Annotated in this window: 27 protein-coding genes and 1 pseudogene; 13 read left to right on the top strand and 15 right to left on the bottom strand. The window is 69.0% G+C overall.

Annotated elements, in window-relative coordinates; translation table 11 throughout:
- Positions 1–23: 23 nt before the first annotated feature.
- Positions 24–275 carry a GntR family transcriptional regulator gene (locus G3I71_RS02620; protein ID WP_164312227.1) on the bottom strand — a complete coding sequence of 84 codons (252 nt, stop codon included), beginning with the start codon at positions 273–275 and terminating at the stop codon, positions 24–26.
- A 301-nt stretch (positions 276–576) separates the two neighbouring features.
- Here G3I71_RS02620 and G3I71_RS02615 point away from each other — a divergent pair, with 301 nt between their 5' ends.
- From G3I71_RS02615 to G3I71_RS02605, 3 genes are read left to right on the top strand one after another with little or no spacing between them, the layout of a single operon-like run.
- The gene (locus tag G3I71_RS02615; RefSeq protein WP_164312226.1) at positions 577–849 is read left to right on the top strand and encodes a hypothetical protein; all 273 of its coding nucleotides are present in this window, start codon (positions 577–579) and stop codon (positions 847–849) included.
- Positions 846–1046 carry a hypothetical protein gene (locus G3I71_RS02610; RefSeq protein WP_164312225.1) on the top strand — a complete coding sequence of 67 codons (201 nt, stop codon included), beginning with the start codon at positions 846–848 and terminating at the stop codon, positions 1044–1046. Before G3I71_RS02615 ends, G3I71_RS02610 begins: the two co-directional genes overlap by 4 nt.
- On the top strand, positions 1043–1420 hold the full coding sequence (locus tag G3I71_RS02605; protein WP_164312076.1) for a hypothetical protein: 378 nt from the start codon (positions 1043–1045) through the stop codon (positions 1418–1420). The genes G3I71_RS02610 and G3I71_RS02605 overlap by 4 nt, the downstream gene beginning before the upstream one ends.
- A 117-nt stretch (positions 1421–1537) precedes the next feature.
- On the opposite strand, the gene G3I71_RS52190 is transcribed toward G3I71_RS02605, so the two are convergent.
- Together G3I71_RS52190 and G3I71_RS52185 are read right to left on the bottom strand one after the other, a co-directional pair.
- Entirely contained in the window at positions 1538–1669 is a 132-nt protein-coding gene (locus G3I71_RS52190) for a hypothetical protein (RefSeq protein WP_275409149.1), read from the bottom strand.
- Positions 1670–1715: 46 nt separating this feature from the next.
- Positions 1716–1847 (bottom strand): hypothetical protein, encoded by a 132-nt coding sequence (locus G3I71_RS52185; RefSeq protein ID WP_275409148.1) that lies wholly within the window; start codon positions 1845–1847, stop codon positions 1716–1718.
- Positions 1848–2062: 215 nt separating this feature from the next.
- Between G3I71_RS52185 and G3I71_RS02595 the strand changes: the two genes are divergently transcribed.
- Positions 2063–2254 (top strand): hypothetical protein, encoded by a 192-nt coding sequence (locus tag G3I71_RS02595; protein WP_203729127.1) that lies wholly within the window; start codon positions 2063–2065, stop codon positions 2252–2254.
- A 98-nt stretch (positions 2255–2352) separates the two neighbouring features.
- Here the strand turns inward: G3I71_RS02595 and G3I71_RS02590 are convergent, their stop codons facing one another.
- The 5 genes from G3I71_RS02590 to G3I71_RS02570 form a co-directional block, all read right to left on the bottom strand.
- The gene (locus tag G3I71_RS02590) at positions 2353–2718 is read right to left on the bottom strand and encodes a hypothetical protein (protein ID WP_164312223.1); all 366 of its coding nucleotides are present in this window, start codon (positions 2716–2718) and stop codon (positions 2353–2355) included.
- A gap of 162 nt (positions 2719–2880) precedes the next feature.
- Positions 2881–6246 carry a S8 family serine peptidase gene (locus G3I71_RS02585; RefSeq protein ID WP_164312222.1) on the bottom strand — a complete coding sequence of 1122 codons (3366 nt, stop codon included), beginning with the start codon at positions 6244–6246 and terminating at the stop codon, positions 2881–2883.
- Between the two features lie 112 nt (positions 6247–6358).
- Entirely contained in the window at positions 6359–7456 is a 1098-nt protein-coding gene (locus tag G3I71_RS02580; protein ID WP_164312221.1) for an ABC transporter permease, read from the bottom strand.
- Positions 7453–8391: an ABC transporter ATP-binding protein gene (locus G3I71_RS02575; protein WP_164312384.1), complete on the bottom strand. Its 939-nt coding sequence runs from the start codon at positions 8389–8391 to the stop codon at positions 7453–7455. The genes G3I71_RS02580 and G3I71_RS02575 overlap by 4 nt, the downstream gene beginning before the upstream one ends.
- A 4-nt stretch (positions 8392–8395) precedes the next feature.
- A complete protein-coding gene (locus G3I71_RS02570; protein WP_164312220.1) occupies positions 8396–8893 on the bottom strand; it encodes a GntR family transcriptional regulator in 498 nt (165 codons plus the stop codon).
- A 204-nt stretch (positions 8894–9097) separates the two neighbouring features.
- Between G3I71_RS02570 and G3I71_RS52560 the strand changes: the two genes are divergently transcribed.
- From G3I71_RS52560 to G3I71_RS02555, 3 genes are all read left to right on the top strand, one after another.
- The gene (locus tag G3I71_RS52560) at positions 9098–12373 is read left to right on the top strand and encodes an FG-GAP-like repeat-containing protein (RefSeq protein ID WP_164312219.1); all 3276 of its coding nucleotides are present in this window, start codon (positions 9098–9100) and stop codon (positions 12371–12373) included.
- Between the two features lie 186 nt (positions 12374–12559).
- A complete protein-coding gene (locus G3I71_RS02560) occupies positions 12560–13132 on the top strand; it encodes a hypothetical protein (protein ID WP_164312218.1) in 573 nt (190 codons plus the stop codon).
- Between the two features lie 190 nt (positions 13133–13322).
- On the top strand, positions 13323–14669 hold the full coding sequence (locus G3I71_RS02555) for an alpha/beta fold hydrolase (RefSeq protein WP_164312217.1): 1347 nt from the start codon (positions 13323–13325) through the stop codon (positions 14667–14669).
- A 100-nt stretch (positions 14670–14769) separates the two neighbouring features.
- On the opposite strand, the gene G3I71_RS02550 is transcribed toward G3I71_RS02555, so the two are convergent.
- Positions 14770–15030 (bottom strand): hypothetical protein, encoded by a 261-nt coding sequence (locus tag G3I71_RS02550; protein ID WP_164312216.1) that lies wholly within the window; start codon positions 15028–15030, stop codon positions 14770–14772.
- A gap of 209 nt (positions 15031–15239) precedes the next feature.
- Between G3I71_RS02550 and G3I71_RS02545 the strand changes: the two genes are divergently transcribed.
- Together G3I71_RS02545 and G3I71_RS02540 are read left to right on the top strand one after the other, a co-directional pair.
- On the top strand, positions 15240–15776 hold the full coding sequence (locus tag G3I71_RS02545) for an AraC family transcriptional regulator (RefSeq protein ID WP_164312215.1): 537 nt from the start codon (positions 15240–15242) through the stop codon (positions 15774–15776).
- 11 nt (positions 15777–15787) lie between these two features.
- Positions 15788–16060: a hypothetical protein gene (locus G3I71_RS02540; protein WP_164312075.1), complete on the top strand. Its 273-nt coding sequence runs from the start codon at positions 15788–15790 to the stop codon at positions 16058–16060.
- Positions 16061–16256: 196 nt separating this feature from the next.
- Here the strand turns inward: G3I71_RS02540 and G3I71_RS02535 are convergent, their stop codons facing one another.
- Positions 16257–16925 carry a Type 1 glutamine amidotransferase-like domain-containing protein gene (locus G3I71_RS02535; RefSeq protein ID WP_164312214.1) on the bottom strand — a complete coding sequence of 223 codons (669 nt, stop codon included), beginning with the start codon at positions 16923–16925 and terminating at the stop codon, positions 16257–16259.
- A 206-nt stretch (positions 16926–17131) separates the two neighbouring features.
- Between G3I71_RS02535 and G3I71_RS02530 the strand changes: the two genes are divergently transcribed.
- The 3 genes from G3I71_RS02530 to G3I71_RS02520 all read left to right on the top strand — a co-directional run bounded on the left by G3I71_RS02530 (position 17132) and on the right by G3I71_RS02520 (position 18822).
- Positions 17132–17575 carry a hypothetical protein gene (locus G3I71_RS02530; RefSeq protein ID WP_164312213.1) on the top strand — a complete coding sequence of 148 codons (444 nt, stop codon included), beginning with the start codon at positions 17132–17134 and terminating at the stop codon, positions 17573–17575.
- Positions 17576–17851: 276 nt separating this feature from the next.
- Complete coding sequence (locus G3I71_RS02525) at positions 17852–18217, top strand: hypothetical protein (protein ID WP_164312074.1); 366 nt, start codon at positions 17852–17854, stop codon at positions 18215–18217.
- Positions 18218–18336: 119 nt separating this feature from the next.
- Complete coding sequence (locus tag G3I71_RS02520) at positions 18337–18822, top strand: DUF4265 domain-containing protein (RefSeq protein WP_164312212.1); 486 nt, start codon at positions 18337–18339, stop codon at positions 18820–18822.
- 49 nt (positions 18823–18871) lie between these two features.
- Here the strand turns inward: G3I71_RS02520 and G3I71_RS02515 are convergent.
- A pseudogene (locus tag G3I71_RS02515) lies at positions 18872–19054 on the bottom strand (ATP-binding protein); the annotation flags it as partial.
- 111 nt (positions 19055–19165) lie between these two features.
- Entirely contained in the window at positions 19166–20731 is a 1566-nt protein-coding gene (locus tag G3I71_RS02510; protein ID WP_164312211.1) for a carbohydrate-binding protein, read from the bottom strand.
- A 306-nt stretch (positions 20732–21037) separates the two neighbouring features.
- On the opposite strand from G3I71_RS02510, the gene G3I71_RS02505 reads away from it, so the two are divergent.
- Positions 21038–21910 carry a calcium-binding protein gene (locus G3I71_RS02505; RefSeq protein ID WP_164312210.1) on the top strand — a complete coding sequence of 291 codons (873 nt, stop codon included), beginning with the start codon at positions 21038–21040 and terminating at the stop codon, positions 21908–21910.
- 161 nt (positions 21911–22071) lie between these two features.
- On the opposite strand, the gene G3I71_RS02500 is transcribed toward G3I71_RS02505, so the two are convergent.
- The 3 genes from G3I71_RS02500 to G3I71_RS02490 all read right to left on the bottom strand — a co-directional run bounded on the left by G3I71_RS02500 (position 22072) and on the right by G3I71_RS02490 (position 26260).
- Positions 22072–22305 carry a hypothetical protein gene (locus tag G3I71_RS02500; RefSeq protein WP_164312383.1) on the bottom strand — a complete coding sequence of 78 codons (234 nt, stop codon included), beginning with the start codon at positions 22303–22305 and terminating at the stop codon, positions 22072–22074.
- Between the two features lie 268 nt (positions 22306–22573).
- Positions 22574–24430 carry a lysyl oxidase family protein gene (locus G3I71_RS02495; RefSeq protein WP_164312209.1) on the bottom strand — a complete coding sequence of 619 codons (1857 nt, stop codon included), beginning with the start codon at positions 24428–24430 and terminating at the stop codon, positions 22574–22576.
- A gap of 165 nt (positions 24431–24595) precedes the next feature.
- Positions 24596–26260 carry a sigma-70 family RNA polymerase sigma factor gene (locus tag G3I71_RS02490; RefSeq protein WP_164312208.1) on the bottom strand — a complete coding sequence of 555 codons (1665 nt, stop codon included), beginning with the start codon at positions 26258–26260 and terminating at the stop codon, positions 24596–24598.
- Positions 26261–26432 lie beyond the last annotated feature (172 nt).

Raw genomic sequence — 26432 nt, 5'->3', positions numbered from 1 at the left:
GTTCACCGGCGTCCGGGAGCCTCTCAGGAAACGGCTCGCCCGAGTGTGGGTGCGTCCGCGACGAATGAGCCCTGTCCCAGCACGGTGCGGAGTCTGCCCTCCGCGCGCAGTGCGGCCACAGCTTTCTGAATCGTTGACGCCGCGACGTCGAACTCTGCGGCGAGATCCACTACGGCAGGGAAACGCGCACCGGGAACGTAGGCGCCCGCATCGATCCTGCGCCGCAGCTCACCGGCGATTTGGGTCCATACAGGCTTGCCCCGGTCGAGATCCATGACTCGAACGTATGCGTCTTCGCGAAACCGGGCGACCGCGAATGCGCGAATGCGCGTATCCTCGGTAGATGACAAACCCCCGCGACGCGGCGAACGTCCGGGGGCGCGGCCACCAACCGTAGGAGTTGACGACATGCGCGAGCGTAGCGCGGCTGTACTGATCGGGGTGCTACTCCCCTTGTTGTGCTGGGTGCTTCCAGCTACCGGCAGGAGGCGCAGGGCGACACCAGAACCGACCTGGAACGTCGTAACCAGTAAGAACGCCGGAGATATTGCCCACTTGTCGGTGTGGATGCCTGCTGTGCGCCGGTCGCCGTACAGCACCGACCGGGCACCCCTGGATGGTTCGGCATCCCGACTGTCCCGGCCGTACCTGCCCGCACTCACGGACGCGGTTCCGGGAGCGGCTGCTGTCGGCGCACCCCGTACGGCCCGTGTACGTCCGTACTGGGCAGCGCGAGAGCGGGCGGTGCGGTTGCGCCGCCGGGCGATCACCGTGCTGGCCGTGGACTTCGGCATCGACGTCGACACCCGGGACATCCACGCCGAGCTGAGTGCGGTGAGGGCCCGATGACCGGCCAAAGGGGTACCAGGGTCCAAGCCACCGTACGGCAGGCCGAGTTGCCGATGCTGCACGCCTACCGGCGGTGGTTCGAGCACGCCCGCAAGTGCGACGACTGCAAGCGCGTCCGCAAAGCCCAGGACGGGTGCGGAAACGGACAAGGGCTGTGGGACGCGTACCGCCAGGCGTACGACGGAGGTGCCGGATGACCACTCAGCCCACCGACGCATGCGACACGATCCGCGCCTCGCTGTTCTACCGCGCACCGATCCTCAGCGAGAGCGGCGCGTGCATCCTCCCCAAGGGACACGAGGGCGACCACCAGGACACCAAGGGCGCACGCTGGTACCTCATCCCCCTCGTCGGCGGAGCGGACCTCGGCGAGGGACAGGGGCCGACGAAGCCCCACCCCCACGCGCCGACCTGGACACCGGAACCCCCCTTCCGCTCCCCCCGCTGCGTCCTGAGCCAGCACCCCCGCTGCCAGGACTCCGAACCCCGCGACACCGGCGTACTCGGCGTGCACTACCTCGTGTGCACCTGCGCCTGCCACCACCCGGCCCCGACGAGGGAAGCCCAGTAGGAATCGTCTGGAGTCATGGGCGTGGGCACACTCGCCCTCATGACCATGTCCGAGGCGACAGTTCGATCCGGCACCTCCGTGACACCTCGCGGAGGTGCCGCCTCCCGTTGGCGCCGACTACCGCACAGGGTATGCAAGTTGAGGCCGTGCGCGGTAGAAGGCCGCGATGTCGCCGACCTCCAGCGCCTTCTCGAGTTCGGTGAGGCGGTACAGGGTACGCAGGGCATCCGGGCGCAGAACCTCGAGCATGTTCCGCTGAGCGTGCGGCGTGCAGCTCGTGACGTACCCCACGAGGTCAGCCCTGTCGAGCACGCGGCAAGGCGGCCATCTCCTCGAGCGAGACCGGTCCCTCCGTGCCCTCGGACTCGGCTTCGTCGGCCAGTCGGTTGAGCCACGCCTCCTCGGCGTTCTCCGCGATCTCGCGCACGCGCTGGTACTCCTGTACTCCTGGATGTCGATCACGACGGCTTTCTGCTCGCCGCGCCGAGTGATGATCGGCGGATTCCCCTCGGCGCGCCCGGAGTTGCTCCCGCGAGTGAACCGCCGGGGGCTCAACTCGCTCTCCACAGCTGGGATCGGTCCCGCCCCGGACCACGCGGGCTGCGAGGATGCGCGTACCGGAACGGAAAGAGGGAGATGAGCATGCTGTTGTATCTACTGTTCGGCGTCCTTGTGCTGGCCGTCGGCGGATGTGTCTGTGTCGTGTGGGCCGCGCTGGGTGGACCGCCCTGGGTGCGCGCGGTGGCCACCGCGACCCTGGCGGCGGGCCGGGTGGTGAGCAAGATGGACACCAAAGGCAGGAACGGCAGCAGCAACGGGGGTTCTGACGAGTAGGACAGGCCCGTCCGGTTCGGCTTCTCGGTGGGCACCGCCGTTTCCACCGAGGTGAGATGACTGTGCGTCAGTTCCGAGCGCGGGGGCTCTGACCCGGGCTATTCGGTGCCGGTTTCCGCCCTGTGCAGCATCAGCAGCAGGGCGCCCCCGGCCGCCGCCCCCACCGCTCCCGCGGCCAGGAAACCCCCTGAGGAACGCCAGGACAGCACCGACCACCGCGACTGGGCGGAGAACAACGACCCTGTGCTCAGCCATGACCCGGTCGAGATCAGCGACAGGGCGGACCCGATCGAGCCGACCGACAGGGCACTTCCGATGGAGCCGATCGACAGGGCCGAACCGACAGACCCCACGGACAGTACCGACCCCACCGAGCCGATCGACAACACGGAGTCCTGGGACCACAACGACAGCACCGAACCAGAAGAGGCACAACCGGTAGACCGTTCGGACAGTTTTGTCATGAGGCCATCCTGCCCGACGGGCGCGTTCCTCTCCTCCCCTTCTCCTCTCCTCCCCTCGGGCCACGCTCAGTTTCCGACCGTCAGCAGCTCCCGTTCACGACAAAGGCGCCCGAGCCGACCGAAGCCGACCCGGGCGCGCAACCAACATCCTTGTGCAGACGCCTACTTGATGGTCCGGTAGGCCCGATGGATCGTCTGCTTCAAGGTGTTGCCGTCCGCGTCCGTGAGGGTCACACGCAGGGAGACCGTGCCCGCCTTCGCCGGGTGGCGCAGGTCGAGTCGCTTGCCGTCGGCCACCTTCGCCGGGTGCCAGGTCCGGCCGTCGTCGTACGAGACGGAGAAGGCCGGCTTGCGGGCGGTGCGCGCGGTGGCCGCGCCCTCGACCGTGAACGAGACCGAGAAGCGCGTACCCGCCTTGGCCGTGCTCGCCATGGACAGTCGGGGCGTGAAGCGGACCACCGACAGCGGCAGCCGCTGCCCGACACCGGTGACGTGCGCGGACGTGAAGGTCCACTCGGCGGTGACCCGGGTGCTGACCGGGGACAGGCTGGTGGGGCGGGAGACGTCTGTGGTGAGGCGGAACCTGTGCTTGGCGGCGGGGAGTTCGTACCTGTCGCCGTTCAGGGGCGTGTTCAGGTCGAAGACTCGCGTGCCGTCCGCGTACAGGGTGCTCCTGGCCCTGCTGTAACGGGAGTCGCCCACGTGGCCGGCGCCGTCGGAGAACAGGGGAAGGTAGGCCAGGAGGGTGTCGCCGACGCGGACCGCGCCGGGGCGGTCCTCGCCGTTCGTCAGCGGGCCGGTGAAGTGCGGGCCGAAGACGCCGGTGTTGAAGCGCTCGGTGTACTGCTTGCCCGCGCTGTAGGAGCGGGGCTTCGCGGTCCACTGACCGGCGTCCCACACCGGTTCGCCGTCCGCGTCCTTGCCGCCGTTCTGCGTGACGCCGTACCGCCACTTCACTCCCGGCAGGACGTAGTCGGTGAAGGTGGCCGGCAGTGATGGGTCAGTGTCCGGGAAGAAGTCGAACGATGAGCCGCCCGGCGTCAGCGGCGCGGCGACGAGCCCCGCCGACTTGCCCTTGACGGGCGTACCGACGGGGATCGTGACCTTGGCGAGCTGCGCGCGCTTCACGTTCGCGGTGAAGCCCGACAGGTCGCCGGTACGGTTCCAGACCGGCCGGTAGTGCGTGGTGCCGTGCGTCCAGGTGCCGTTGTACTGCGCGAACGCCTCGCCCGCCGGAAGCCTGGCGCCGAACTGACCGACGCGCAGCCTTCCGAAGCTGCCCATGAGGTACGTGGAGGTGCTCAGGTTCTGGTCGATGTCGAACCCGTAGTTGAGGGTGGCGTCGGTGTGCTTCGCCCTGCTGTCCGGCACGGTGATCCGGATCGGCTTGGCCTTGCGGGCGTCCATGACGAGGGTGGTGTCACGGGTGAGCGAGAACTTCGGGTTGAGGAGGAGAGCCAGTTCTCCGGATTCGGCGCCGGGGTTCACGCCCGTGTCGATACGGCCTTCGAGGCTGTAGCGGCCCTTGGGGAGCCGAATCGTGAACTCGCCGTCCCTGTCGTCGGAGTAGTCCTGCCAGATCTGGTTGTCCAGGCCCTGCACACCCGTCTCGGAGCGGATGGCGGGCTTGCCCTTCAGGTCGAGATGCTTGACCGTCAGGTCGTACGACTCGACCTCGCGCTGTACGCCGATGCCGGTCCGTACGGTCGTACCCGCCCCGTCCGTCGCGGTGAGCGCGCCGCCGAAGTGGCCGTCGGCCGTACCCGCGCCGCTGTCGGCGGTGACCTGGGCGGTCGCGGTGGCGCCCGCAGGGACGGTGAGCTGCTTCGGTGAGACCTCGAACATGCCCTCGGCGGCGGGCTTTCCGTCCTCGCCGTACGCCTCTGTGGTCAGGTCGAGGGTGAGGGGGCGGTCGCCGTCGTTGCGGTAGGTGACCGCCTTGGTGGCCGGCTGGTCGTCGGTGTGCGGCCACTGCTGGGCGGGGAAGCCGAGGGCGGACGGGGTGGTGGTGAGCTGCTGGTCGAGGGCGCGGGTGAGGTCCGTACGGCCCGTGCCCTGCGCGAACGCCGAGACACCGGGGGTGGGTTCGGCGGAGGCGGTGAGGGCGGCCTTGATGCGTTCGCCGGTCCAGTCGGGGTGGCGCTGGGCGAGGATCGCGGCGGCGCCCGCGACATGCGGGGTCGCCATCGACGTACCGCTCATCGAGACGTAGCCGTCGGCGGCCGGGGCGCCCTCCGTGCCCTCGGCGGCCTTCGCGGCGACGATGTCGACGCCGGGGGCGGTGAGGTCGGGCTTGAGGGAACCGTCCGCCGTCGGGCCTCGGCTGGAGAACTCGGCCATCGCGTCGGTGCGGTCCACCGCGCCCACGGTGAGCGCGGCGGCGGCGCTGCCCGGCGATCCGACGGTGCCTGCGGCGGGGCCCTCGTTGCCGGCGGCGATCACGAAGAGGGCGCCGGAGGAGGCGGACAGCTCGTCCACCGCCTGTTCGAGGGGGTCGTCACCGGGGCTGTCGGGGCCGCCCAGGCTGAGGTTGATCACCTTGGCGCCCTGCGCGACGGCCCACTGCGCGCCCGCGATGACCCCGGACTCCTCGCCGTCGCCGCTGTCGTCGAGCACCTTGCCGCTGATCAGCCGGGCGCCCGGCGCAACCCCCTTGTACTTCCCCCCGGAGTGCGCGCCCGAGCCCGCGACCGTCGACGCCACATGCGTGCCGTGGCCCACCCGGTCGACGGTGTCCGCCGCCTCGGAGAAGTTCTTCGCCGCGTCGATACGGCCCTTCAGATCCGGGTGCGTGCCATCGACCCCGGTGTCCAGCACGGCGACCTTGACGCCCGTCCCGTCATACCCGGCCGCCCAGGCCTCGGGCGCGCCGATCTGGGCGGTGCTCCGGTCGAGGGCCGCCTCGACCTTCCCGTCCAGCCAGATCTTCTCGACCCGGTCGGCGGCGGCCGACCTCGCCCGCGCCGTCCCCCCGCTCCCGGTGAGCGTCTCCCACAGCTCGGCGCCCTCCGACTTACGGGCCTTCAGCGCGTCCCCGTTGACGCTGGGCAGGTCCCGGCTCACCCGGGCACCGGCGGCGGACAGCGCGCTCGGCGCGAGGGTGCGGCCCTCGGCGTACGTCACGATCAGCGGGAGGTCGGGGCGGGCCGCGTCGTCGTACCCCCACTCGACCAGCTGCGTCACATCGAACAGCCGCCGGTCGGCGGTGCCGTTCGCGAGGAGCCGCTCGGCGTCGCGCGGCACGACGTAGGTGCGGTCGGCGTTCCGCGCTATTCGGAAGGTGGTGCCTTCCCTGCCCTTGGCGGGCCGCACGCCGGTGACCTGTCCGGTGGCGTCCAGGGTGACCCTGTCGCCGGTGACGAGGGTGACGGTCCTGGCCTTCGCGAGGGTGCGAGCCATCCCCGCCGTACCGTCGGCGGACTGTGCGGCCCCGGATTCCGGGGCGCTGAGCAGGGCCGCGGTAAGGGCGGCGGCGGTGAGCAGGGTGAGTGCCGAAGCCTCACGCGCTCGCCTCTTACGGTGATTCAAGGCATGCCTTTCTCTCCGGACTTCCGGGCACGGCAAAGCAGCCCGTCCGACGGGACAAGGAATCAAAGGGTGGGAAGAGGCGCCCCTCCGAAAGGGGCGCGGGGGACGGGACTCAGACGAGCCGCTTACGGCCCCAGAAGAAGAGGAACGCCACGACACCGGCGGTCAGGGCGAACAGAATCGACGCCCCGAACCACTGCATGGCGTTCATCTGCGACATCGGGAGGTAGTCCACCGACCAGCCCACGACATCGGCCTTGTCCAGGCACGCCTGCTGTGCCGCGTCGGTCTCCGCCGACCCCGCACAGGTGCTCCACCCCAGGAGATCCCCGCCGCTGGTGAGATACGACTGGTCGATCTGGTACGCGCCCTCGGGCACCGACGGGTACGTGCTCTCGCCGCCCAGGACACCCTTGTTCGTCGTGACCGTGACGACGTTGCCGAGCGACAGCAGGAAGTAGCCCCAGACGAGCTGGAGGACGACGGTGAAACCGAAGGTGACCACCATCGCCATCAGCGTGCGCCGCAGCACCACACCGATCGCCACCCCGCCGAACACGGAGAAGAGGGTGAGGGCGACGGGCACCGGGCCCGTGGTGTTGAAGGCCTCGCCGGAGGTCCAGTCCAGGACCGTGACCTCGGACCTGACGGGGCTCCACCACCAGTCGAACACCGCCGACAGCACGCCCGTGCTCACCACGACCACCAGCCCGGCCAGCGCCAGCTTCGTGGCGAGCCAGCGGGTCCGGCTCATCGACTGGGCGGCGACCAGCTTGGCTGTGCCGTTCTCCAGGTCGCCCGCGATGAGCGGGGCGCCGAGGAAGACACCGAGCAGGATGGGTATCCCCTGGAGACCGAAGGAGACGTACGAGAACGCGTCGATGTACTGCTGGAGCTTGCCGCCCGCCTCGTCGAGGCTCCTGCCGGGATAGCCGTAGCCGTCGAGGAAGTCGACCAGCTGGCCGCGCTGGTAGACCATCCAGGCCACGGAGAGCGCGGTGGCGGCGAGGATCGTCCAGAACGCGGCCCGGTGCTGGCGCCAGACCAGCCAGGTCATCCCGCTGAGGCGGGGGCGCCGGGTGGCCTCCGTGGTGGTCGCGTTCGAGGTCCCGTTCGGAGTGCCGTTCGCAGTCCCGTTCATGGTCCCGTTCCTGCCGTCGCGCGTGGAGCCGGTCGAGGTGCTGGTCGAGGCGTTGGTGAAGGTGCTCATGCCGCCACCGCCCCGGCGCCGAACGCCTGACCCTGGCCCTGGACCTGGGCGGTGGGGGTGATCAGCGGTGGTGCGTCGGGTGAGCGGAGATAGGCGAGCAGGAGTTCCTCCATGTTCGGGGCTGCCGTCTCCCAGGGGCCGGTGACCGGGCCCTCGGGGCGGATGAGCGCGGTGAACTGCCTGCCGCTGGTCCGGCACTCGACGAGGGTGTGGTGCCCGAGGGCGGCGGGCATGCCGTCACCCTCCCTGACCCCGGTGACCAGGGTGTGCACGGACATCAGCTCGTCCACGTCACCGGCGAGGCGCACTCCGCCGCCGGAGACGACGACTAGGTAGTCGCACACGTTCTCCAGTTCGGCGAGGACGTGGGTGGACATCAGTACGGTGGTGCCGCGCTCGGCGGCCTCGGCGAGGAGGGTGCCCATGATCTCGTGGCGCACGACCGGGTCGAGGTCCGACATCGGCTCGTCGAGCAGCAGCAGCTCGGGGCGCTTGCCGAAGGCGAGGGCGATGGCGACGCGGGTGCGCTGACCGCCGGAGAGGGTGCTGATCTTCGCGTCGAAGGGCACGTTGCCCGCGCGGATGATGTCCTCGGCGGCGCGCTGGTCCCAGCCGGGGTTCAGCTCGCGGCCCAGACGCAGGGTCTCCGCCACGGTGAAGCGGCGGAACAGGGGCTTCTCCTGGGCGAGGAACGCGGTACGCCGACCGGACTCCACCGAACCCGGCGCCTCACCGAACAGGCTGATCGAGCCGTCCGTCGGCTCCAGGACATGGGCCGCGATGCTCAGCAGCGTGGTCTTGCCCGCCCCGTTGGGCCCGACCAGCCCGCAGATTCGTCCCGCCGGGAGCCGGAAGGAACAGTCCCGCAGCGCCCAGCCCCGCCGGTAGCGCATCCCCAGTCCGTACGCCTCAAGCGCCGGCTCCCCCGCGTACATACCTTCACTCACCTGTGCTCCTAGTTGTCGTGGCCCCCGTGGGCCCCGTCGTCGTGGACCCGGTTGTCGTGGATCCAGTTGTCGTGGACCCCGTTGCCGCCACGTTCCCGGCGGCGTACTGCTTCTCCATCGCCGACGCGACCAGCGCGGCCACGTCCTCCTGCTCCAGACCGGCCTCGGCCGCCTTCGACATCCACGCCACCAGCTCCGCGTACAGCGGCGAGTCGGTGCCCGTCTCGGGGCGGCCCAGGGTGCGGCGTACGAAGGTGCCCTGGCCCGGTCGCGGTTCGACCAGGCCCTCGCGCTCCAGCTCGCGGTACGCCTTGAGGGTGGTGTTCGGGTTGACCGTGCTGGTCGCGGCGACCTCCTTGGCGGTGGGCAGCCGGTCACCCGGCACGAGTACGCCCAGCCGCAGGGCCTGCTTGGTCTGCTGCACGATCTGCTGGAAGGCGGGGACCCCGCTCCGCCTGTCGATGCGGTACTCCACGATCACCACCACCATTCCACTACTTGATTAGTGGAATGATGATGGAGGGGTGCGAGGGCGGTTGTCAACGCCGACCGGGAACCCATGTTGGTCATGGGCATGCTGTTACTGTCAGCGGCACGCGCGCATGGGGGACGGCCGGGGGGCCGAGCAGGAAGTCAGAGCGCTGGTGTACGTCCGTTCCCGCCATGCCCTCTTCTTGCCTTCCCTGGAGGAACGGTGGCCCGAACCGGCCGACGCCGGCACAGACCTGTCCGTACGACCACCGCAGCCGTGGCCGCGGCGCTGAGCCTCGGCCTGCCGCTCAGCGCTGTGCCGGCGTCGGCGGTCCCCGCGGCGCCCTCGGCCGTCGCCGCGGCCGGAGAACTCGTCCTGCCGGCTGCCCAGCGCGCCGTCCCCAGGGCCACGTGGATCCTCAACGCCGGTGTGAGCGGCTTTCTGTGGGCCCAAGAGGATGACAACCGGCTCCTGTGGACGGACTACGCCACCGGTGCCACCACCGGGCTGGAGCAGCGGCTGCCCTTCACCATCCACCGGAGCGACATCGGCAGCGGTTCCTACAACGACCAGCCGGCGTCCAGCCCCGGCTGGTACGGGGACGGTTCCGACACCGTCGCGCTGCCCTCGGATCAGGACGACCAGGTCACTCTGATCCAGGGCGACGGCACTTCGGGGAGCACCACCGTGGTACCGATGGCTCCGGGCCACTCGTACCTGGGCACCTTCGGCAACACCGTCCTCACCATCAGCAACGACCCCCGCACGTACCACTTGCTGCGACCCCAGGACGGGGGCGGAGTCACGGATACGCCGGTGACCGGGCTTCCGGAGGGTGCGGGCGGCATCGACGTCCAGGACGGTGACGCGACGTCGGTCCTCGTCCACCACAAGAGCGGTGCGGACGGCCCGGATCACTGGGGCACCGTCGACCTCACCACCGGCGTGTACAGCGCGCTGCCCGACCGGGTCGACGCCTCCGACGAGGGCGGGGAGGTGACCGGCTTCCGGCTGGGCACCGACTCGGTGGTGCGGCTGCGCGCCGGAAGCGGCAAGGCGGACGTGTTCGACCGCGACGACCTGGCCGCACCGCGCCACACCCTCGACACGGGCTCCCTCACCACCTATCCCTCGTTCGGTGTCGTCGGCGACGCGCTGCTCGGCATCGAATCGCAGTGGACGGAGGACAACGAGTACGTGCCCCGGGGCCGACCCCTCTGGGCCCTCACCCCGGACGGCACGGGCACGGACACCACCAAGGTCATGGACCCGGCTACCAGCCAGCTCGTCCAGGCGCCCGACGGCTCCGTCCTCGTCGCGGGCGCCGAGCGGTACGTCGGGCGGGGGGACCTCGACTGGGGTGTGTACCGGATCGCGCCCGCCGCCGACGGCACCGTCACCCGCACCCGGGTGACCGCCGTCGAGCCGTTGCCCGCCCAGATCCACGGCCTCTCCCTCGGCAGCGGCATTCTCAGCACGGCCGACAACAGCACGCTGTACGAGCCGGAGCGAGCCATCGGCGCGTACCGCAGCACCTGGCTCACCACGCCCGCCGGGGGCGGCACCCCGAGCGTCACCAGGAGCACCGTGGACGGCCTGGTCGACGGATGGGACGGCAACTGCGGCCCGAACGACAACACACCCCGCTGCATCCCGATGTTCGCCGACGGCACCGGCCACCACGGCCGCGAACGTGACACCCTGACCGGCCTGACCATGCTGTACGCCAACGGCTCCCCCAGCTGGGGCCCGACCATCGACACGAACGACGACTCCCCGGAACTGACGGATCTCTCCGGGCGGTACGCGATCATCGAAGGGGTCTCCTCCTCGAACCAGTACATCGGCGAGTTCTCCGCCGGTGCGGCAGGGAAGGTCCTCCAGAAGCGCAAGCGGGTCGCCGCCGCCGTCTGGGGCAACACCCTGTGGAGCGGCGCCGCCACCGGAGGAAAGGTCACGGCGACCCGGCTGCCCGCCGGCACCGCCGTGGAGTCCTTCACCACGACCAACGGCTGCACCCCGTACGAGCTTCAGGCCGTGGGCCGCTGGGTGTACTGGCAGTGCCTGGACGAACCAGAAGGCAACTTCCAGGACGCGGGCGTCTACGACCGCACGACCAAGCGCACCTCCACCGCCCCGATGGGCGAGGTCCTCCTGGGCGACGGTTACCTCGTCCAGTACATCTACGGCACCTACTCGGAAAGCGGCCTGACCCTCGTCGACCTGTACGACGGACTGCCGTCCAGCGGGTCCTACGACGACCTGCCCAGCCGCAAGCTCGTCGACTGGAGGGAACTCGGCCGGTACGAATACGCGACCAGGAGTCGACGCATCAGCTGGACCGTCGACCGCTTCGGCGGCCCCGTCGCCTACGCCGACGACGAGCAGCGCGTCCACATCGTGCCCACCGGTGTCCCCGCCTCGGCACTGACCGCCATCGACTCCACCGTCACCTCCAACCCCGCTGGCTGGAAGGGCAGTTGGTGGCTGTCCAAGCCCGCCGCCGGCTGGCAGGTCACCGTCCGGGACAAGGCGTCCGGCGCCACCGTCCGCACCCTGGCGGGTGCAGACGCGCGCGGTCTGCTGACGGCCGCCTGGGACGGCAAGGACACCACCGGGCGCCTCGTCGCCAACGGCACCTACACCTGGACGCTCACCGCGAAGCCCACCGACGGTCAGGGCGCCGCCCTCACCCTCTCCGGCACCACCAAGGTGACGGCGGGCTCGGCGGCCCCGCGCGACTACGCGGGCAGTGACGGCGTCGGCGACGTCCTCACCCTTTCCACGAACGGCACGCTCACCGTCCAGCGCGGCACCGGCACAGGCACCCTGGGCGCCAAGGTCACCGGCGCCGGCTGGCCGACCACCGCGAAGTTCGTGCCGTACGGCGACCTGAGCGGCGACCGCTGCAACGACGTCCTGGTCCGGGCGGCCGACGGCACCCTGCGTGCGTACCGTCCGGCCTGCGGCAAGGCGGCGACACCCTCGACGCCGTACACCTCGCTCGGCACCGGCTGGAACCAGTACGACGTGCTGACCTCGCCCGGCGACGTCGACGGCGACCGGCGGCCCGACCTGGTCGCCCGTCAGACCTCGACCGGGGACGTGTTCCTCTTCAAGGGCACCAGCACCGGCAAGCTCTCGGCCCGTACGAAGGTCGGCTCCCGCTGGACCGGCTACAAGAAGATCGTCGGCGCCGGAGACCTGAACGGCGACGGCCGCGGTGACCTCGTCGCCCAGGACAAATCCAATGTGCTGTGGCGGCTCGACGGGACCGGCACCGGCGCCTTCAAGGCGCGGGTGAAGATCGCCGGCAACTGGGGCGCCTCCTACAACGCGGTCGTCGGCGTCGGCGACTTCACCGGTGACGGCCGCGCGGACCTCCTGTCCCGGGACACCGCCGGGAACCTGTGGCGCACCAACGGCAACGGGAAGGGCGCGTTCGGCGCCTCCACGAGGATCGCGACGGGCTGGCAGGGCTACAAGGTCGTCATGTAGATCCCTGACGTAGCACTGCCATGCAGCTCGCGTCAGCCTCAGTCGGCATCCGTCGACCCGGCCCGGCAGTCCGCGACGAAGGACTGCCGGGCCGCTGTGCGTCTCATCGCCGTGATCGCCCCGCTTGTCGTGTGATCAGTTACGCTGACCGCCCTTTTGAGACAGAGAACGGGCGGGGAAAGAGACATGTTCAGCAACAGACGTCTGATATTGGCCGGCTTCACGGTGATCCTCATGGCCGGGCTCGGCGCGTGCGGGAGCGGCGACGGCTCGCAGGACGACGACCCGTGGATGGCCGACGACGGCGCCACCAGCAGCCAGTACGACGATGGCGGCGGCGCGGACGTCCAGGAGACGGCGCCGGTGACGCCCACCGTCCACGGGCTCCGCAACGCCGTCCGCCACGTCACCGCCAAGACGGCCAAGGCCACCCGCCCGCACCTGGTCAAGAAGTGCACGTCGGCGACCAGGCAGGTCAAGCACACGGAACGTACGGGCACGGGTACCGCGAAGAGAACGCGCACCTGGTACACCACCGAGCGCTACCAGAAGTGCGCGAACACCCGCAGCGGCACCGAGACGTATACACGCGTCGTCCGCCAGGAACGCTGGTGCGTGAGCCTGGACGACGTGGACGGCGACACCGAGCGGGACGCCGTCTGGTATCAGGTCACCCACGCGACCTACGTCGACGCCGCCGCCACGGACCGGCTCGACCCCCTGGAGTTCACCCCGAAGGCCACCGGCTGCAGCTGGTGACGTCCCGTTCCCCCAATTAGACAGTGAGTCAAGTTACTCAACCGTAACCTCCCGGCTGCTACCCGAAGTAACCGACCAGTAGGTACGGTCCTGGCGAACTACCCGGTAAGGAGAGGCGGCCACTCGGCTTCTCGGCCTCTCCCGGGTTCTTCATTGCTTCCTTCCTGCCCCACGCTTCAGGAGGTTCGCCATGCCCGCACGCAGACGGCTCCTGGCCGCAGCGATCACCGCTGCGACTTGTCTGGGCGCCCAGGCGCTCTCGTACGCAACAGCCTCGGCCTCGGCCTCGGACGGCTCCTCGACGGAGACGGTCGTGTCCCGAGGCGTGGAGATCCCCACGTTCTACACGCCACCAGCCACCCTCCCCACCGCCAACGGCGCGCTGATCCGCACCGAACCCCTCCCCCTCGCCGTCTCCCTCCCCACCCTCGACGGCCCCCTCCCGGGCCGGGCGACCCGCCTGATGTACAAGTCCACGGACTCCAACGGTGCCCCGGTCGCGGTCACCGGCGCGTACATCGAACCGACGGCGACCTGGAAGGGAGACGGCCCGCGCCCGTTGGTCGCGGTGGCCCCGGGCACGATGGGCCAGGGCGACCAGTGCGCGGCGTCCCTGGGCCTGGAGCACCCCCTCTCCCTCAACGGCCGTACGGTGTCGGTCGGTTACGAGGACGTGGCGATCTACCGCCTCCTCGCGACCGGCGCCGCGGTGGTCATCACGGACTACGCCGGCCTGGGAGCGACGGACCGCCTCCACACGTACGTCAACCGTCTCGACGAGGCCCACGCGGTACTGGACGCGGTACGCGCCGCCCGCTCCCTCCCCGACACATCGCTCACGCCGGCCTCCCGGGTAGGCCTGTTCGGCTACAGCCAGGGCGGCGGAGCCACAGCGGCGGCAGCGGAACTCCAGCCTTCCTACGCCCCCGACATCACCCTCGCCGGCACCTACTCGGGCGCCCCACCGGCCGACCTGGCCGCGGTCACGAAGGCGATCGACGGAAGCGAACTGGCGGGCGCCCTGGCCTGGTCGCTCAACGGCTTCCTCCAGTCCGACCCGACGCTGAGGCCACTGGCGGAAGCCCACCTGAACGCGACGGGGAAAGCAGCCCTGACCGACCTGTCGACGATGTGCGTAGGGGACGCGCTGCTCGGCTACGCCTACACGAAGAGCGCGAAGTGGACGACGGACGGCAAGTCCATCTCCGACATCATCGCGTCCACCCCGGCCCTCCAGACCTTCCTGAACAGCCAGCGCATAGGCACCCTCACCCCATCGAGCCCGATCCGCATAGCAACAGGTATCAGCGACAACCTGGTTCCCCATGCCCAGGCCCGCCGCCTGGCCGCGGACTGGTGCGAGAAGGGCGCGAACATCACGTACCGGCCGGTGATCCTCCCGAACGTGATCAGCCCCTTGTTGAACCACTTCACCCCACTCCTCGCGGACCAGGGCAACGCGGTGAGCTGGCTCACGGACCGCCTGTCGGGGAAGCCGGCGACATCGAACTGCGGGGTACTGCCGATCCTGCCTTGAGCGGGTGAGCAAGGCCGAGTGAGGCCGAGTGAGGCCAAGTGAGGCTGACCGGAGGCTATGGCCACCGGCCAGCCTCACTGCCCCTGCGCCTGCTCCTGCCCTAGCCCTGTCGCCGCCAGGACGGATCACGTCCAGCAAGCCCCAACGCCCGTACGAACAGGGGCGCGTCGGCCGGTACGGCGACTTCGGGCCCGTACACGCCGTACCGCCTGGCCATCTCCGCCTTGCCGACGATGTCCTCGTACAGCGCTGCGGCGAGTTCGTCGTCCACGTCGGCTTTCTGCCCGGTGACAACGGCAAGGTCCCACCCATCGACGAGCCACTCCCCGAACACGACTCCCCCGACGAAGCGGGCAGGCATGGGACCACTCCCGGCCCCGGTGAGTGCGGTCTCACCGTCCCAGGCCTCGGGTTCACTCCGGACGAGGGCGGTGGCGGCCGACCGGGAAGCGTATTCGTCGGCCCGCAGTGAACTCCGGCGCTCCGCGCCTCCGGGCCAAGGATGCGCTTCACCTCCGCCCTGAAGGACTCTGCTGGGAAAGGCGTGATTCGAGCTGTCAGGCCGCGAGCATGAGGGCTTCGAGGTGGGAGGTGCGGGTGCCGCCGAGTGGCGTGCCGGCCGACCAAGTCCTCGACGTGGAGGACCTCTTCGGCCGGGCGGCACGAACCACGGCGAACAGCATCATCACGGAGCCGGACGTCCCCACGGCACTGCAACTGGCGGCCACGTTCCTGCGCGCCGCAGCCCCGACTCCCTCCGCGACGACACACTCCATGCACAGGAACATCGACGAGGCGACGGCCCTGGTGGACACCATCACGACGGACCCTTCACTCCTCCGGGTCTCCCAACTCGCCGCCCACGCCGGCCTGAGCACACGCCAACTCCAGCGCCTCTTCGCGGAGTACGTCGGTATCGGTCCCAAGTGGGTCATCCGCCGCACCCGAATCCAGGAGGCGGCGTCCCGCGCGGCCACGACTCCCCAGGACTGGTCGGCCCTGGCCACCGAACTCGGATACGCCGACCAGGCGCATTTCACACGGGACTTCACGGGTGCGGTGGGGGTTTCGCCGGCGCAGTACGCGAGTTGGGCACGGCGGGGCTGAAGAATCTGCTCATGCTGATTGCGACAAGCGCCCGGGGCCATGTGGTGAAGCGCCCTTCGAAGCCGGTCATCGGAACGATGCTCGCCAACCTACGACGCGGCAACGAGCACATGGTGCTCGAACGGCAGGACGAGGACCGTGACGGAGACTGGTACGTCCAGGTCCTGTTGCGCGACAACAACACCTACCAGCTGGAATACCGCGAGGGTGTCGCCACCGAACACCACCAGTGGAACAACATCGGCCACATGTTCACCCCGCCCGCCTGCGAGGCCTCTGACTGATTTGCCGGGTCGGGGCCCGTACATCTGCGGAAGCGGTGCGATTCGAACTCACGGTGCCATCGCTGCCACGACGGTCCTCACGCCCGCTCCCCCAGCGCCGTCGCACCCTTTCGCTACCGCGAGTCCCGTGCAGGACCATGGAGGCCTCTGCTCATCAGACCAATCGGATACAGGCGCTGAGGCACCGCATCGCGAGTCACGGATGAAACCGCCACCTGCCTTCGGAGATGACGTCCACTTTGTCGTCACTGACGCGAATCGCCGTGTCGTCGTCAATGAAATAGATCGGGAAGTCCGCCCGCTCGACGATGCGATCAGCCCAGGCGTCGTCCCGCTCCGGGAAGTCGGGCGAGTACAGGTGCGGCTTCAGATACCAGTCGAAGAGACCGAACGGCGGCTCCACCGTCGTAGCGCCGAGCACGTGCAGGTCCGCAGAATCCCCGATGACGTCGGCGGAATGTTCGGTGAGATTCCGGCTGAAGATCATCGATCCGGCGCTCACCCCAACATAGACCCGGCTCTCCAGCACTTCCAGGAAGCCCTCGGCCAGACCGTTGCCGGTGATGCTGCGCGCGAGATGGTAATGGCTGCCGCCCTCGACATAGACGACGTCGGCGTGCGACAGCCGATCAAGCACCATCTGCTGAGGCAGGCCGTTCAACTCCAGGATGTCGAACTCGCGCCAGCCGAGACCGTGCAGCCGGCTCATATCCGCGACGAACCACCCGTGGTCACCGGGCTCGGCGACGGATGCCGTGGAAACGTACACGATGTTCGCCGACTCGAACGGCTTTCCCAACAGGTCCCGCAGTGCGTCCCGCAGCGTCACGTTACGCAGGCCGCTCGCTGTCAACAGAAGCTTCACCGAGCGAGCCAACCACGACTGCCAGGCACTCGCAACGCACCATGTGGCCGCCACAGCCGTCACCTCTGCTGAACCGGACGGCCGGCTCGGCCAACCCGGGATCTTCCCGGGTTGGGTCGGTGGCGCCGTGGGCCTCGATGTCAGAGGCAGGTGCTAGCTTCCGCCGTCACAGGTGGACCGGGGAGACGGGAAGGGGACGAGGGCTGGTGGGGGCTTCGGAGTGGGACTACTACGTGCCGTACCAGGAGGACCTGAACGCCGCGCTTCAGCAGTTGCGGCGTGAGGTGTTCGAGGCAGGGGAGTACTACTGGGTCAACGGTGCCGACTGGCGGCCGGAGGCGGAACGGGAGCCTCGGCCGCGGACTCTGGAGGAGCTGTGGGAGGCCGAGTTGGTCCATGAGGCCGGCACCCACTCGATCCTCGACGTCTTCCTCGTACTCGGACCGGACGACACCCCGGACTACAACACCGTGGAACCGGTGACGGCCGAGGAGGCACTCGAGTTGCTGGGGACGGAGAAACTGACCCGCGCGCACGTCCCGGACTTCGACGTCTTCCCCCGGTCTCGCTGGGTCGGGCGATGCGCGGTGCTGCACGACGACGAGGGCAAGCCCCAAGAGATCTGCTTCTGGGGGCACTCGGGCGATTGAACCGCGGGTAGAGCCCGGAGGGACTCCGGTGGCCGGCGTCTGCGGCATATCCCTACGGCGGACAACTGCGCCTGACGTCCAACGAGGACGTACGAACCACACCCGAGCGCCCACTGGCGGCGATTGCGAACGCACGACTGATCCTCCGTTCCGTTGAGCGTCGTTCTTTCCGGTGAGGCGAGTTCGGCTGTTGCCGCTCCGGCACCGACGTGGCACCGGATGCCAGGCCGTCCGAGACGCCTGCGAGTTGTCTGCCTGGCCCGTATGGTTTCCGCCATGTTCCAGACGATCCGTTGGCGCTGTCACGTACACGCGCCCGACCGCCGCGCCGCCGAGCGGGTGGTCGGGCGTCTTGCGGCTAGGTTGGATCGTCCCGTTGAGATCGAGAGCTATGAGCGGTACTGCAAGTTCCCCGAGCTCGCCGTGCTGCGGCTGGTCTCCCCGCTCGGGTGTCCCACTCCGGAGCAGGCGCTGATGGCCGTTCTTGAGAGTGCGTGGAAGATCGCGACGCCGTGGAGCCTCGGCAGCCAAGGAGCAGGCGCCCAGCACGAGTTCGAGGGCATCGCGGCTGCCAACGTCGGTGCGCGTTTCAATGTGCCGGGCATCGAGTGGATGGAGTTCCACGTCACCGATCGGCCGTGACAGAGTCACCGCCGGGGCGCCTGATCCGGAAGGTCACAGCAGCATTCGGCTCGCGCTCACCTCCATGGCCTCCATGGCCTCCATGGCTCTCGCGCTGAGCTGTCGGGCATCCTGACGGTATGACGGAGACCGGGACCGACTACGTGAAGGTGCACTTCCGCCTTGAGATCGAGGACGACTGGCCTCCTGCCGGAGTGGAAAGCCTGTGGGCCCTCGATCAGGGCAACGGCACGGTGAAGCTCGACAACATCCCGTGGTTCGTGCGTGGGGTCGCATGCGGTGACGTGGTTGCCGCGAGCCCGGATGAGGAGGGCATGCTGTGGGCCGGCGATGTGGTTCTTCCGTCGGAGAACTGCACCATCCGCTTGATCGTGCTCCGCGAGGGCGGCTCCGGCGCCGCGCGGCAGAGCGTCCTCAACGCCTTTGACCGATTGGGCGTGTGCGGCGAGGGAATCGAGCGCTTCGGCATGGTTGCTCTGGACGTCCCGCCCACAGCGGATCTCGTACAGGTCCAACGGTTGCTCAACCATGGTGTGACGAAGGAGTGGTGGGAGATGGAAGAAGGATGCGTTACCGCCCGGTGGCGCACCCTCACCGCGAACTGACCTGGTTCGACGGCGCCTCTCCTACGGCGGTGCCGCTCCGTCCCTTTGGTCAATATGGCCACACCTCCAAGAGGCTCGCCGGGCCGTACCAGGCGTCGAGACCCGTGCAGTCGGCCCCGCTGCGCGAAACCGCGACCACGGGAATCGCGTCGGGCGTGAGCAATGCGAGGTGGCGCAGGAACACCGACAGGTCGTGGCGGTCGAAGGGGGCGCTCTCCAGCCACTTCACCGAAAGGGATCATAGCGACGCAAATGGCGGACACCCCCAGGTCAGCGACCTGGGGGAGTCCGGGAGTATGGCGAATCCACTCAGCCTCGTACGAGAGACGGGAAGAGGCGCCCCCTACCCCCCGAACGTCACCACCAGACGCCCGTCCGAAGCGAACGACCAGTGCAGGGCGCCCGCGTACGACGAGCAGCGGGAGCCGTTCGTGCCGGACCAGAACTGGTTCGTCGTGTCGGAGTTGCCGACGATGCGGTCGTTCGTGCCGCTGGCGCTGCGGCATGAGGTGTTCGTGCGGAACACCGACGTGCCGCCGTCGAAGTTGAAGTTGCGCTCCGTGTTGTCGATGCTGACGTTGTCCGACACCGTCAGCGTGCCGGGGTTGCTGTTCCAGGTGAAGCCGTGTTTGCCGTTGTTGTAGGCGATGCTGCGGCGGACGATGTGGTTGACGGCGATGTCGTCGCCGCCGAGCTTGTAGCCGTTGCGGTCGCCGTTGCCGGCCTGGGAGCCGTCGGTGAGGGTGCCGTTCTTGTAGGAGAGGGAGTCCTCGATCGTCACCGGGCCGATGGGGCCTGTGTCCGTCTTGGTGTAGAGGTCCCAGCCGTCGTCGATGTTGTTGTGCGAGACCGCGTAGCGGAAGACGTTGCCGGAGCCGGTGGTGAGCTTGGCCGCGAAACCGTCCGCGTCCTCACCGTCCGAGTCGGCGTTGTCGTGCGATTCGGCGCTCAGGATCAGGTTGTTGGCCGGCCAGTCGGCGGCCGGGGTGGTGGAGGCGATGCGGCCGAGCTGGAGGCCCGTGTCGCGGTTGAAGCGGGTCACCGTGCGCTCGACGACGTTGTTGCTGCCGCCGACGTAGATGCCGTTGTCACCTGCCCGTTCGACGACGAGGCCCTTGATGTACCAGTAGTTGGCGTTCAGTTGGAGGCCGCGGTTGGTCGAACTCTCGGTCTGCGCGGAGAAGTTGAGGACCGGGGTCTCGCCCGGGTAGGCGGACAGCGTGGTGCGGGCGGAGGCCGTGCCGTTGTTGCCGACCGGGATCGTGATCGTGGAGGGCTGGTTGTACGTGCCCCCGCGGACGTAGATCGTTCCGCCCGAGGTGATGCGGCTGATCGCCGAGGTGAGGGTGGTCGGGGCCGATGACGTGCCCGCCGCGCTGTCGGTGCCGGACGGGGACACGTACAGGGCGGAGGCCGTCGGCGGTGGCGTGCTGGTGCCGTCCGGGACGTTCGCGTCGAGGTAGTCGATGTTGGGGAGGCCAGCGGCGGCCGTCGGGTTGAGGCGGACGGTGTTGGTGCCCGCGACCACCGGCACGGTCAGGGTCTTTGTCGTCCAACCCGTCCAGGTGCTCGTGCCCTCGAAGGTCGCCGTCGTGACCGTCGTGCCGTTCACGATGACGCTCACGGTACGGGCGGTGGTGGTGCCGTTGGCGAAGCGGACGCCCAGTGTCGCCGTGCCCGATGCGGGTGCGGAAACGGTGAACTGGGCATACGAGCCAGCGGAGTTGGTGCCGTTGCAGAATCCGCTGCCGGAGTAGCCGGTCCAGTCGGAGTCGATGGTGCCGGTGCAGACCGCCGGTGAGGTCTCGGCCTCGTAGCGTGTGGTCGCGGCCTGTGCCGTGGTGCCGGAGAGCGCGACGAGTGTGCCTGCCAGCAGGCCGACGCACGCGATGACGGGTCTCAGTTGCATCGTGGTTCTCCATCTCCAGGGCGGTTGGATCAGGTGGAACAGGTGCCGGACCGGATTGGAAAGCGCTTTCCCTCGGAAGCTAGAGGGGTGGCCCTGGAGACGTCAATAGTCGCGTACTTGATCGTTGTTCACATGGGTGGACGACAGGAGAGGCTTCGGTCACTCCGCCTGCCCGAATGCTTGGCCGTCGGCCTGGGCGGGCCTTTACAACCCGGGGCGCACTTCGGCCGTCTCACATGGCGTCACCGAGTTCTGAACAAATTCCGAACCGCCTCAAGTGCCCATGTGACCCTGGAGGTTACGCGCATGCCCTCTTCCCCCACAGTCCGTCGTACGACACGAATCGCGTCGGCATCGGCATCGGCACTGGCGCTCACGCTCGCCCTCGGCGCCGGACTGGCGGCCGTTCCGCTCGCACTGGCCGGTACGGCTGGTGCCGCGACGCCGTCCGCCAAAGCCGAAGTCAGCTCCAACGACCGGGAGTTGACATACACGGCCGCCGCCGGCCAGACCAACAAACTGACCGTCACCGAGATCTACGTCAACGCCACGGACATCGGTTTCGTGATCGACGACGTCGTTCCGATCAGTTTCGGACACGGGTGCGGCTACGCCAGCGCCACCGACAACACGAAGGTCCTGTGCACCGTCGTCACCGAGGACAGCCAGAGCCCGTACCAGATCATGCGGATGAACCTCGGCGACGGCAATGACGTGGTCGACTTCACCAACAAGAGCAACGAGACCTACCTCACCACCGCGTTCATCCTCGGCGCGGGCAAGGACAAGCTGACCGCCCGGGGCGACGTCGCCGGCAACTTCGTGGACGGTGAGGCAGGCGACGACACCATCAGCGCGGGTAACTCGTTGCTCGCGGCCGGCGGCGACGGCAACGACACCCTCACCTCCTCCAACGGGACCGCGCAGGGCGGCAAGGGCAACGATGTGATCCGCGGCACCGCAGGGGCCGAGGACCTGCGCGGTGGCGACGGCAACGACACGATCTACGGCGGCGCCGGCAACGACCACATTTCCGGCGACAAGGGCAACGACGTCCTGTACGGCAACGCCGGCGTCGACTACATCTGGGGCAACAGCGGCAACGACAAGCTGTACGGCGGCGCCGGCAAGGACGTCCTCTCGGGTGGCGCGGGCACGAACGTCGTACGTCAGGACTGACAGCGAGGACTGACAGTGAGGACTGACGATCAGTCCTCACTGTCAGTCCTGACGGTCGTAGCGCGTCACAGGGCTGAGCCGGCCTGGGGCGGACGCGTGAGAGGCCCCGGATTTTCTCCGGGGCCTCTGGTGTCGGGGTCGGTCTGGTCGGACGTACGGGATCAAGCCGCCGCCTCGGCCAGGCGGTGGAAGGCCTGGGTGGTGTGCGGGTGGGCGATCTCGTCCAGGATGTGGCGCCAGTCCAGGTCCAGGTCCACGTCCAGGCCCAAGCCCAGGTCCGCGACAGCGGATGCGGATACAGCGGCCGAGTGGGCCTGGTCCCAGGCCGTGAGCAGCGGGGTGAGGTCGCCCTCGGCGGGCGTGTCGATCCGGGCGTCGACCAGGGAGGTCGTCATGGCGGCCGTCGTGGTGCTCGGCTTCGAGGTCAGCAGGGCGTTGGCGTTCATGGGAGTGTTCCTTCCGGGCCGGGGCGGTGAACCGTTGGATTCATCCCGGTTCTCCGGGCTTCGGGCTTCGGTTCGTTGGGGTCAACGATGCCGTTTCCCGGGTGCCCGAACCATGGAGCGGCCTACCGGGTCGGTGGTGTAGGTGGCTGCACCTCCGAGGGGGCTGTTCTCCCCCACTTCCCCCTCGGAGGTGCGGCCCGCGGCCGGAAGCGGTCGGTTACTTCACGTTGATCAGGTCGTGCGGCGGTACCGTCACCGTCCGCGTGCCCTCGGTGCCGCCGAGGATCACCTTGCGCAGGGCGACGTTGTTGTTGAGGTCGGTCTCCTGGAGGCGCTTCTCCGGGTTGGCGATGACCTGGATGTAGTACGTGCCGTTCGGGAGCCCGGTGATGTCGAAGGACTGGCCCGGGCGGTACTGGGTGTACGTGTCGCCGGAGCCGACGTCCAGCACCTCACGCACCGAGAGCGAGTTCTTCTCGCCGCACGCGGTCGACAGATCGGTGTTGTACGGGTGCCAGTTGGCGTTCGTCACCGTCTGGTCGATCGCGTCGGTGTTGGCCAGGCAGAACGCCTCCTTGCCGCTGCGCACTTCCCTGGTCTTGTCGGCGCTCAGGAGGCGGTAGCTCGCGAAGTCCGTGAAGTGCCAGTGCTCGTGGCCGATCCGCGGGTCCCACTCCATCGTGCCGGTGGGTGTGTAGCCGACCTGCTTGCCCTTCGCGTCGTAGAAGTACTGGTAGGCGTCCATCAGGCCCCTGCCCGGCTTGCGGAAGCCGTCCACGACCAGCGGGGCCGGGCCCGCGTTCCAGACGTTCGCGCTGAACGCCAGGTAGTCCTTGCCTGCTACGTCCCCGTCCTCGCCGTCCGTGATGGCGATGTCCCACGCCGGCAGTGAACGCAGGTCGGGCTTGGGCACGTTGGCCGGAACGCCCGCCCTGCCCGTGGGCCGCTGGGCGGCGGCCTTCAGCGGGGGCGCGACGCGCGAACCGTCGGTGTGGCCCGGACCGTCGCCCAGGTGGTGTGCCGTACCCAGGTCGACGAGCGCGTTGGGGAAGGCCGGGATGGTGGGCATGTCCGCGCCGCGCGGACCGTAGTGGTGCGAGGCGGGCGGGGCGGAGGACTGGGCCCCGTGATCGGGATCGGCATGAGCCCCGTGAGCTCCGTGCCCTCCTCCGTGTGCTGCTCCCTGTACTACTCCGTGTCCTCCGCCTTGGTGGGCGGAGGATCGTGCGGCCAGGCCCACACCGCCTCCGCCACCGCCACCGCCACCGCCACCGCCACCGCCTCCACCGTCGCTCCCCTTCTGTACCGTCACCTTGATGGTCCGCTGGTCGTTCGGGATGCCGAACAGGTCGCGGTACATCTTCCCGACCGACACCTTGGCCGTGTACTCACCCACCGGCAGATCCACCGGCTTCGTGTTGTCGATCGAGCTGACGTTGGTGGCCCAGCCCTTCTCCACGCCCCACACCCCGCCCAGCGTGAACGGGTTGGTGGAGCAGCCCTCCGGGAAGTGCGAGGTCGCCGAGGCGTCCGGGCGAATGCGTCCGGTGGCGTTGTTCGGGCAGAACGTGCCCTTGCTCTTGGCGACTTCCTGTCCGGCCGCGTTCCTGAACGACACCTCCAGGAAGCCCTGCAGGCCCGCGAAATCCTTCACCATCCCGGGAGGCAGTCTCTTCGCCGTTGCCTTGCCGCCCTTGCGGATGATCTGCTCGGCGATCACCGGGTCCTTGTACGACTTCCGGGTCACCTTGAACTCCAGCGGTACGTCGTCCACGGTGACGTACGTCGCGAGGTCCAGGTAGACGCCGGGTTCCCCCTCCCAGCGTTCGGCCGTCACGGAGTCCGTCGCGGCCAGGAGCCTGAGTTTCGGCTTCGTGGGTGCCGCGCTCGAGGCCGTCCCTGCCCCGGGCGCCGCTCCGGCCACCGACACGACGACGGCCAGCGCGGCCCCCGCGGCGAGCACCGAGTGCTTTACGCGGTTGCCGTTGCCGTTGCGCCGACTGTCGCTATTGCTGGTGCTGTTGGTGGTGCTGTGCTGCTGAGTGGTCATCGGTTCCTCGTCTGCCAGTGCCATGGTCAAGTGGCATCGGACTGGACACAGCCCACGACCGGCCGACATACCTACGGACGCACCCCAACGCGCCCAGGCCGGACCTGTGAGCAACCTGTGAGACAAGGGAAGCTGTGTCCAGGTTGCTCGGCGAGGAAAAATTCAGCCGAAAGCGGTCCGACCGGCCGCTCAGCAGCCCCCGGGGTCAGGAGCCGGAGGCTCCTCAACAGGGGCGGGGTCCACGGGTGTTGGAGCGACCGGGTCCGGGGCCGGGTCCGTAACCGGTTCCGGGACGGGAACGGTGGCGGGATCCGCAGGAGTCGGAGCGACCGGGTACGGGTCTGGATCCGGGACGGGGACAGGGACGGGATCCACAGGAGGCTCGGAAACCGGCGGTTCTGGCGTCTCCTCCACCGGAGGCTCCACCACCGGGGGTTCCACCACCGGAGCCACAGGTGGTTCCACAACCGGAGGCTCCACAACGGGAGGTACCGGAGCCACAGGCACGACAGGCACCTCAGGCACCTCAGGCGTCTCCGGAGGCAAAGACACCCCAGGCGTCTCGCTCACCGGCGGCACCGGCTCCTCGACCGGAGGTGCCGGCACCGAGGGCTCAGGCTCGACCGGCACGCCGGGAGCAGCCACAGGCGCCACAGGCGTACCGCCACCCGTGCCAGATCCAGTGCCAGATCCGGTACCAACACCGGCACCGCTCCCCCGAGTCACCGTGACCACCGAAGCGACCCGCGTCTCAGCAGGCACCCGCTCGGGCACAGTCACCGGACTCGCCTTCAGCGGCACAGGCGCCGTCACCGGTACCTCCGCCACCGGCGCCGGTGCCACCGGCTCGCCCGCCAGCGGAACCCGGGACCGTTCCTGCAACTGCACCTGCGGAGAGGTGAGCGCGATGGTGATCGCGACGGCCGCTGCCGCCGCCCCCGTGCTCAGCGCGAGCACCTTGGGCATCTTCGCGCCACCGGTCACGACATGACGTACCGCGTGTACCGCGTGCAGCACGCCCCCTCCTCCGTGCCCGGCCGCAGCGGAGGACGTCACGGCCGACGCACCGACGGACGACGCCGCGAACGACAGCAGGTACTTCCCCGTGCCGCCCACCAGAAGCACCAGCAGGGCCGGGCCGACGAGCGCGGGCAGGCGGTCGTTCGTGCGCATCAGCAAAGCGAGTCGGTGGCGACAGTCGTCGCAGGTGTCCGCGTGGGCGAGGATCTGGTCGGACTGACGGCGGGTCGCGGTGCCGCGTACGTACGCGGGCATGCGGACCCAGTACGGCTCGCACGCCGTGTTGTCCGGGACGCCGGGCTGCTCGCGCAGGAAGGCCTGGCGCATGCCCTCGCGGGCGCGGTGGAGGAGTACCGCGGTGGCGCCCTCCTTGGTGCCGGTACCGATCTGGGGGCCGATCGCCGCCAGGGGCTGGCCCTCCGCCTCCGCGAGCCACAGGGCCTTGACCCAGCGGTCGGGGAGTTGGCCCAGTACCCGTACCAACAGGTCGACCGAGGAGACCTGTTCGGCGGGGTCGTCCATGTGGCGGCCCTGGGAGACGACCCGTTCCCCGCGTTCCGGCCTGTCCTGCGGATCCTGCGGGGTCTCGCGCGCGGAGTTGCTGCCCACGGTGGCCGCCAGGTGCCGGACCGTCGTCATCAGGTACGCGGGCACGTTGTCGATCTCGTGCCCCGCCGACAGGCGTCGCCACACACGGAAGTGCGCCTCGGCGACCAGGTCCTCCGCGGCCCAACTGCTCTTGGTGAGCGAACGTGCGTACGCGACGAGACGCGGTTGCTGCTCCTCGTAGATACGGGCGTACGCGTCGGTCGCGGTGGCGGTGTTGTCAATCATGGGCAGGAACGCTCCAGTTACCTGCGGATGGGGCATTGGGGATGAGTTTGTAAGGCTAGATGACAAAAATCTCAAGTAATTACAGAAGGTGACGCACGTCACATGGGGTAACTCCCGTATCGGCGTAATGCCGGGGCACTGCCAGAGGTCGAGAAGGCAGCTCGGCACAACT

The organism is Streptomyces sp. SID12501 (assembly GCF_010550245.1).
GTDB lineage: Bacteria > Actinomycetota > Actinomycetes > Streptomycetales > Streptomycetaceae > Streptomyces.
The sequence above is the reverse complement of the archived record's forward strand: the minus strand, read 5'-3'. Positions and strand labels throughout refer to the sequence as shown.

What these genes read in the sequence shown, in the direction of transcription:
- G3I71_RS02570 (WP_164312220.1), bottom strand. Translation starts at nt 8,893, where the DNA reads ATGGTGGTGGTGATCGTGGAGTACCGCATCGACAGGCGGAGCGGGGTC.
- G3I71_RS02580 (WP_164312221.1), bottom strand. Translation starts at nt 7,456, where the DNA reads ATGAGCACCTTCACCAACGCCTCGACCAGCACCTCGACCGGCTCCACG.
- G3I71_RS02605 (WP_164312076.1), top strand. Translation starts at nt 1,043, where the DNA reads ATGACCACTCAGCCCACCGACGCATGCGACACGATCCGCGCCTCGCTG.
- G3I71_RS02595 (WP_203729127.1), top strand. Translation starts at nt 2,063, where the DNA reads ATGCTGTTGTATCTACTGTTCGGCGTCCTTGTGCTGGCCGTCGGCGGA.
- G3I71_RS02525 (WP_164312074.1), top strand. Translation starts at nt 17,852, where the DNA reads ATGTTCCAGACGATCCGTTGGCGCTGTCACGTACACGCGCCCGACCGC.
- G3I71_RS02540 (WP_164312075.1), top strand. Translation starts at nt 15,788, where the DNA reads ATGCTGATTGCGACAAGCGCCCGGGGCCATGTGGTGAAGCGCCCTTCG.
- G3I71_RS02510 (WP_164312211.1), bottom strand. Translation starts at nt 20,731, where the DNA reads ATGCAACTGAGACCCGTCATCGCGTGCGTCGGCCTGCTGGCAGGCACA.
- G3I71_RS02610 (WP_164312225.1), top strand. Translation starts at nt 846, where the DNA reads ATGACCGGCCAAAGGGGTACCAGGGTCCAAGCCACCGTACGGCAGGCC.
- G3I71_RS02520 (WP_164312212.1), top strand. Translation starts at nt 18,337, where the DNA reads ATGACGGAGACCGGGACCGACTACGTGAAGGTGCACTTCCGCCTTGAG.
- G3I71_RS02560 (WP_164312218.1), top strand. Translation starts at nt 12,560, where the DNA reads ATGTTCAGCAACAGACGTCTGATATTGGCCGGCTTCACGGTGATCCTC.
- G3I71_RS02550 (WP_164312216.1), bottom strand. Translation starts at nt 15,030, where the DNA reads ATGCCTGCCCGCTTCGTCGGGGGAGTCGTGTTCGGGGAGTGGCTCGTC.
- G3I71_RS02545 (WP_164312215.1), top strand. Translation starts at nt 15,240, where the DNA reads ATGAGGGCTTCGAGGTGGGAGGTGCGGGTGCCGCCGAGTGGCGTGCCG.
- G3I71_RS02590 (WP_164312223.1), bottom strand. Translation starts at nt 2,718, where the DNA reads ATGACAAAACTGTCCGAACGGTCTACCGGTTGTGCCTCTTCTGGTTCG.
- G3I71_RS02575 (WP_164312384.1), bottom strand. Translation starts at nt 8,391, where the DNA reads ATGTACGCGGGGGAGCCGGCGCTTGAGGCGTACGGACTGGGGATGCGC.
- G3I71_RS02495 (WP_164312209.1), bottom strand. Translation starts at nt 24,430, where the DNA reads ATGGCACTGGCAGACGAGGAACCGATGACCACTCAGCAGCACAGCACC.
- G3I71_RS02500 (WP_164312383.1), bottom strand. Translation starts at nt 22,305, where the DNA reads ATGACGACCTCCCTGGTCGACGCCCGGATCGACACGCCCGCCGAGGGC.
- G3I71_RS52190 (WP_275409149.1), bottom strand. Translation starts at nt 1,669, where the DNA reads ATGCTCGAGGTTCTGCGCCCGGATGCCCTGCGTACCCTGTACCGCCTC.
- G3I71_RS02620 (WP_164312227.1), bottom strand. Translation starts at nt 275, where the DNA reads ATGGATCTCGACCGGGGCAAGCCTGTATGGACCCAAATCGCCGGTGAG.
- G3I71_RS02505 (WP_164312210.1), top strand. Translation starts at nt 21,038, where the DNA reads ATGCCCTCTTCCCCCACAGTCCGTCGTACGACACGAATCGCGTCGGCA.
- G3I71_RS02490 (WP_164312208.1), bottom strand. Translation starts at nt 26,260, where the DNA reads ATGATTGACAACACCGCCACCGCGACCGACGCGTACGCCCGTATCTAC.
- G3I71_RS02555 (WP_164312217.1), top strand. Translation starts at nt 13,323, where the DNA reads ATGCCCGCACGCAGACGGCTCCTGGCCGCAGCGATCACCGCTGCGACT.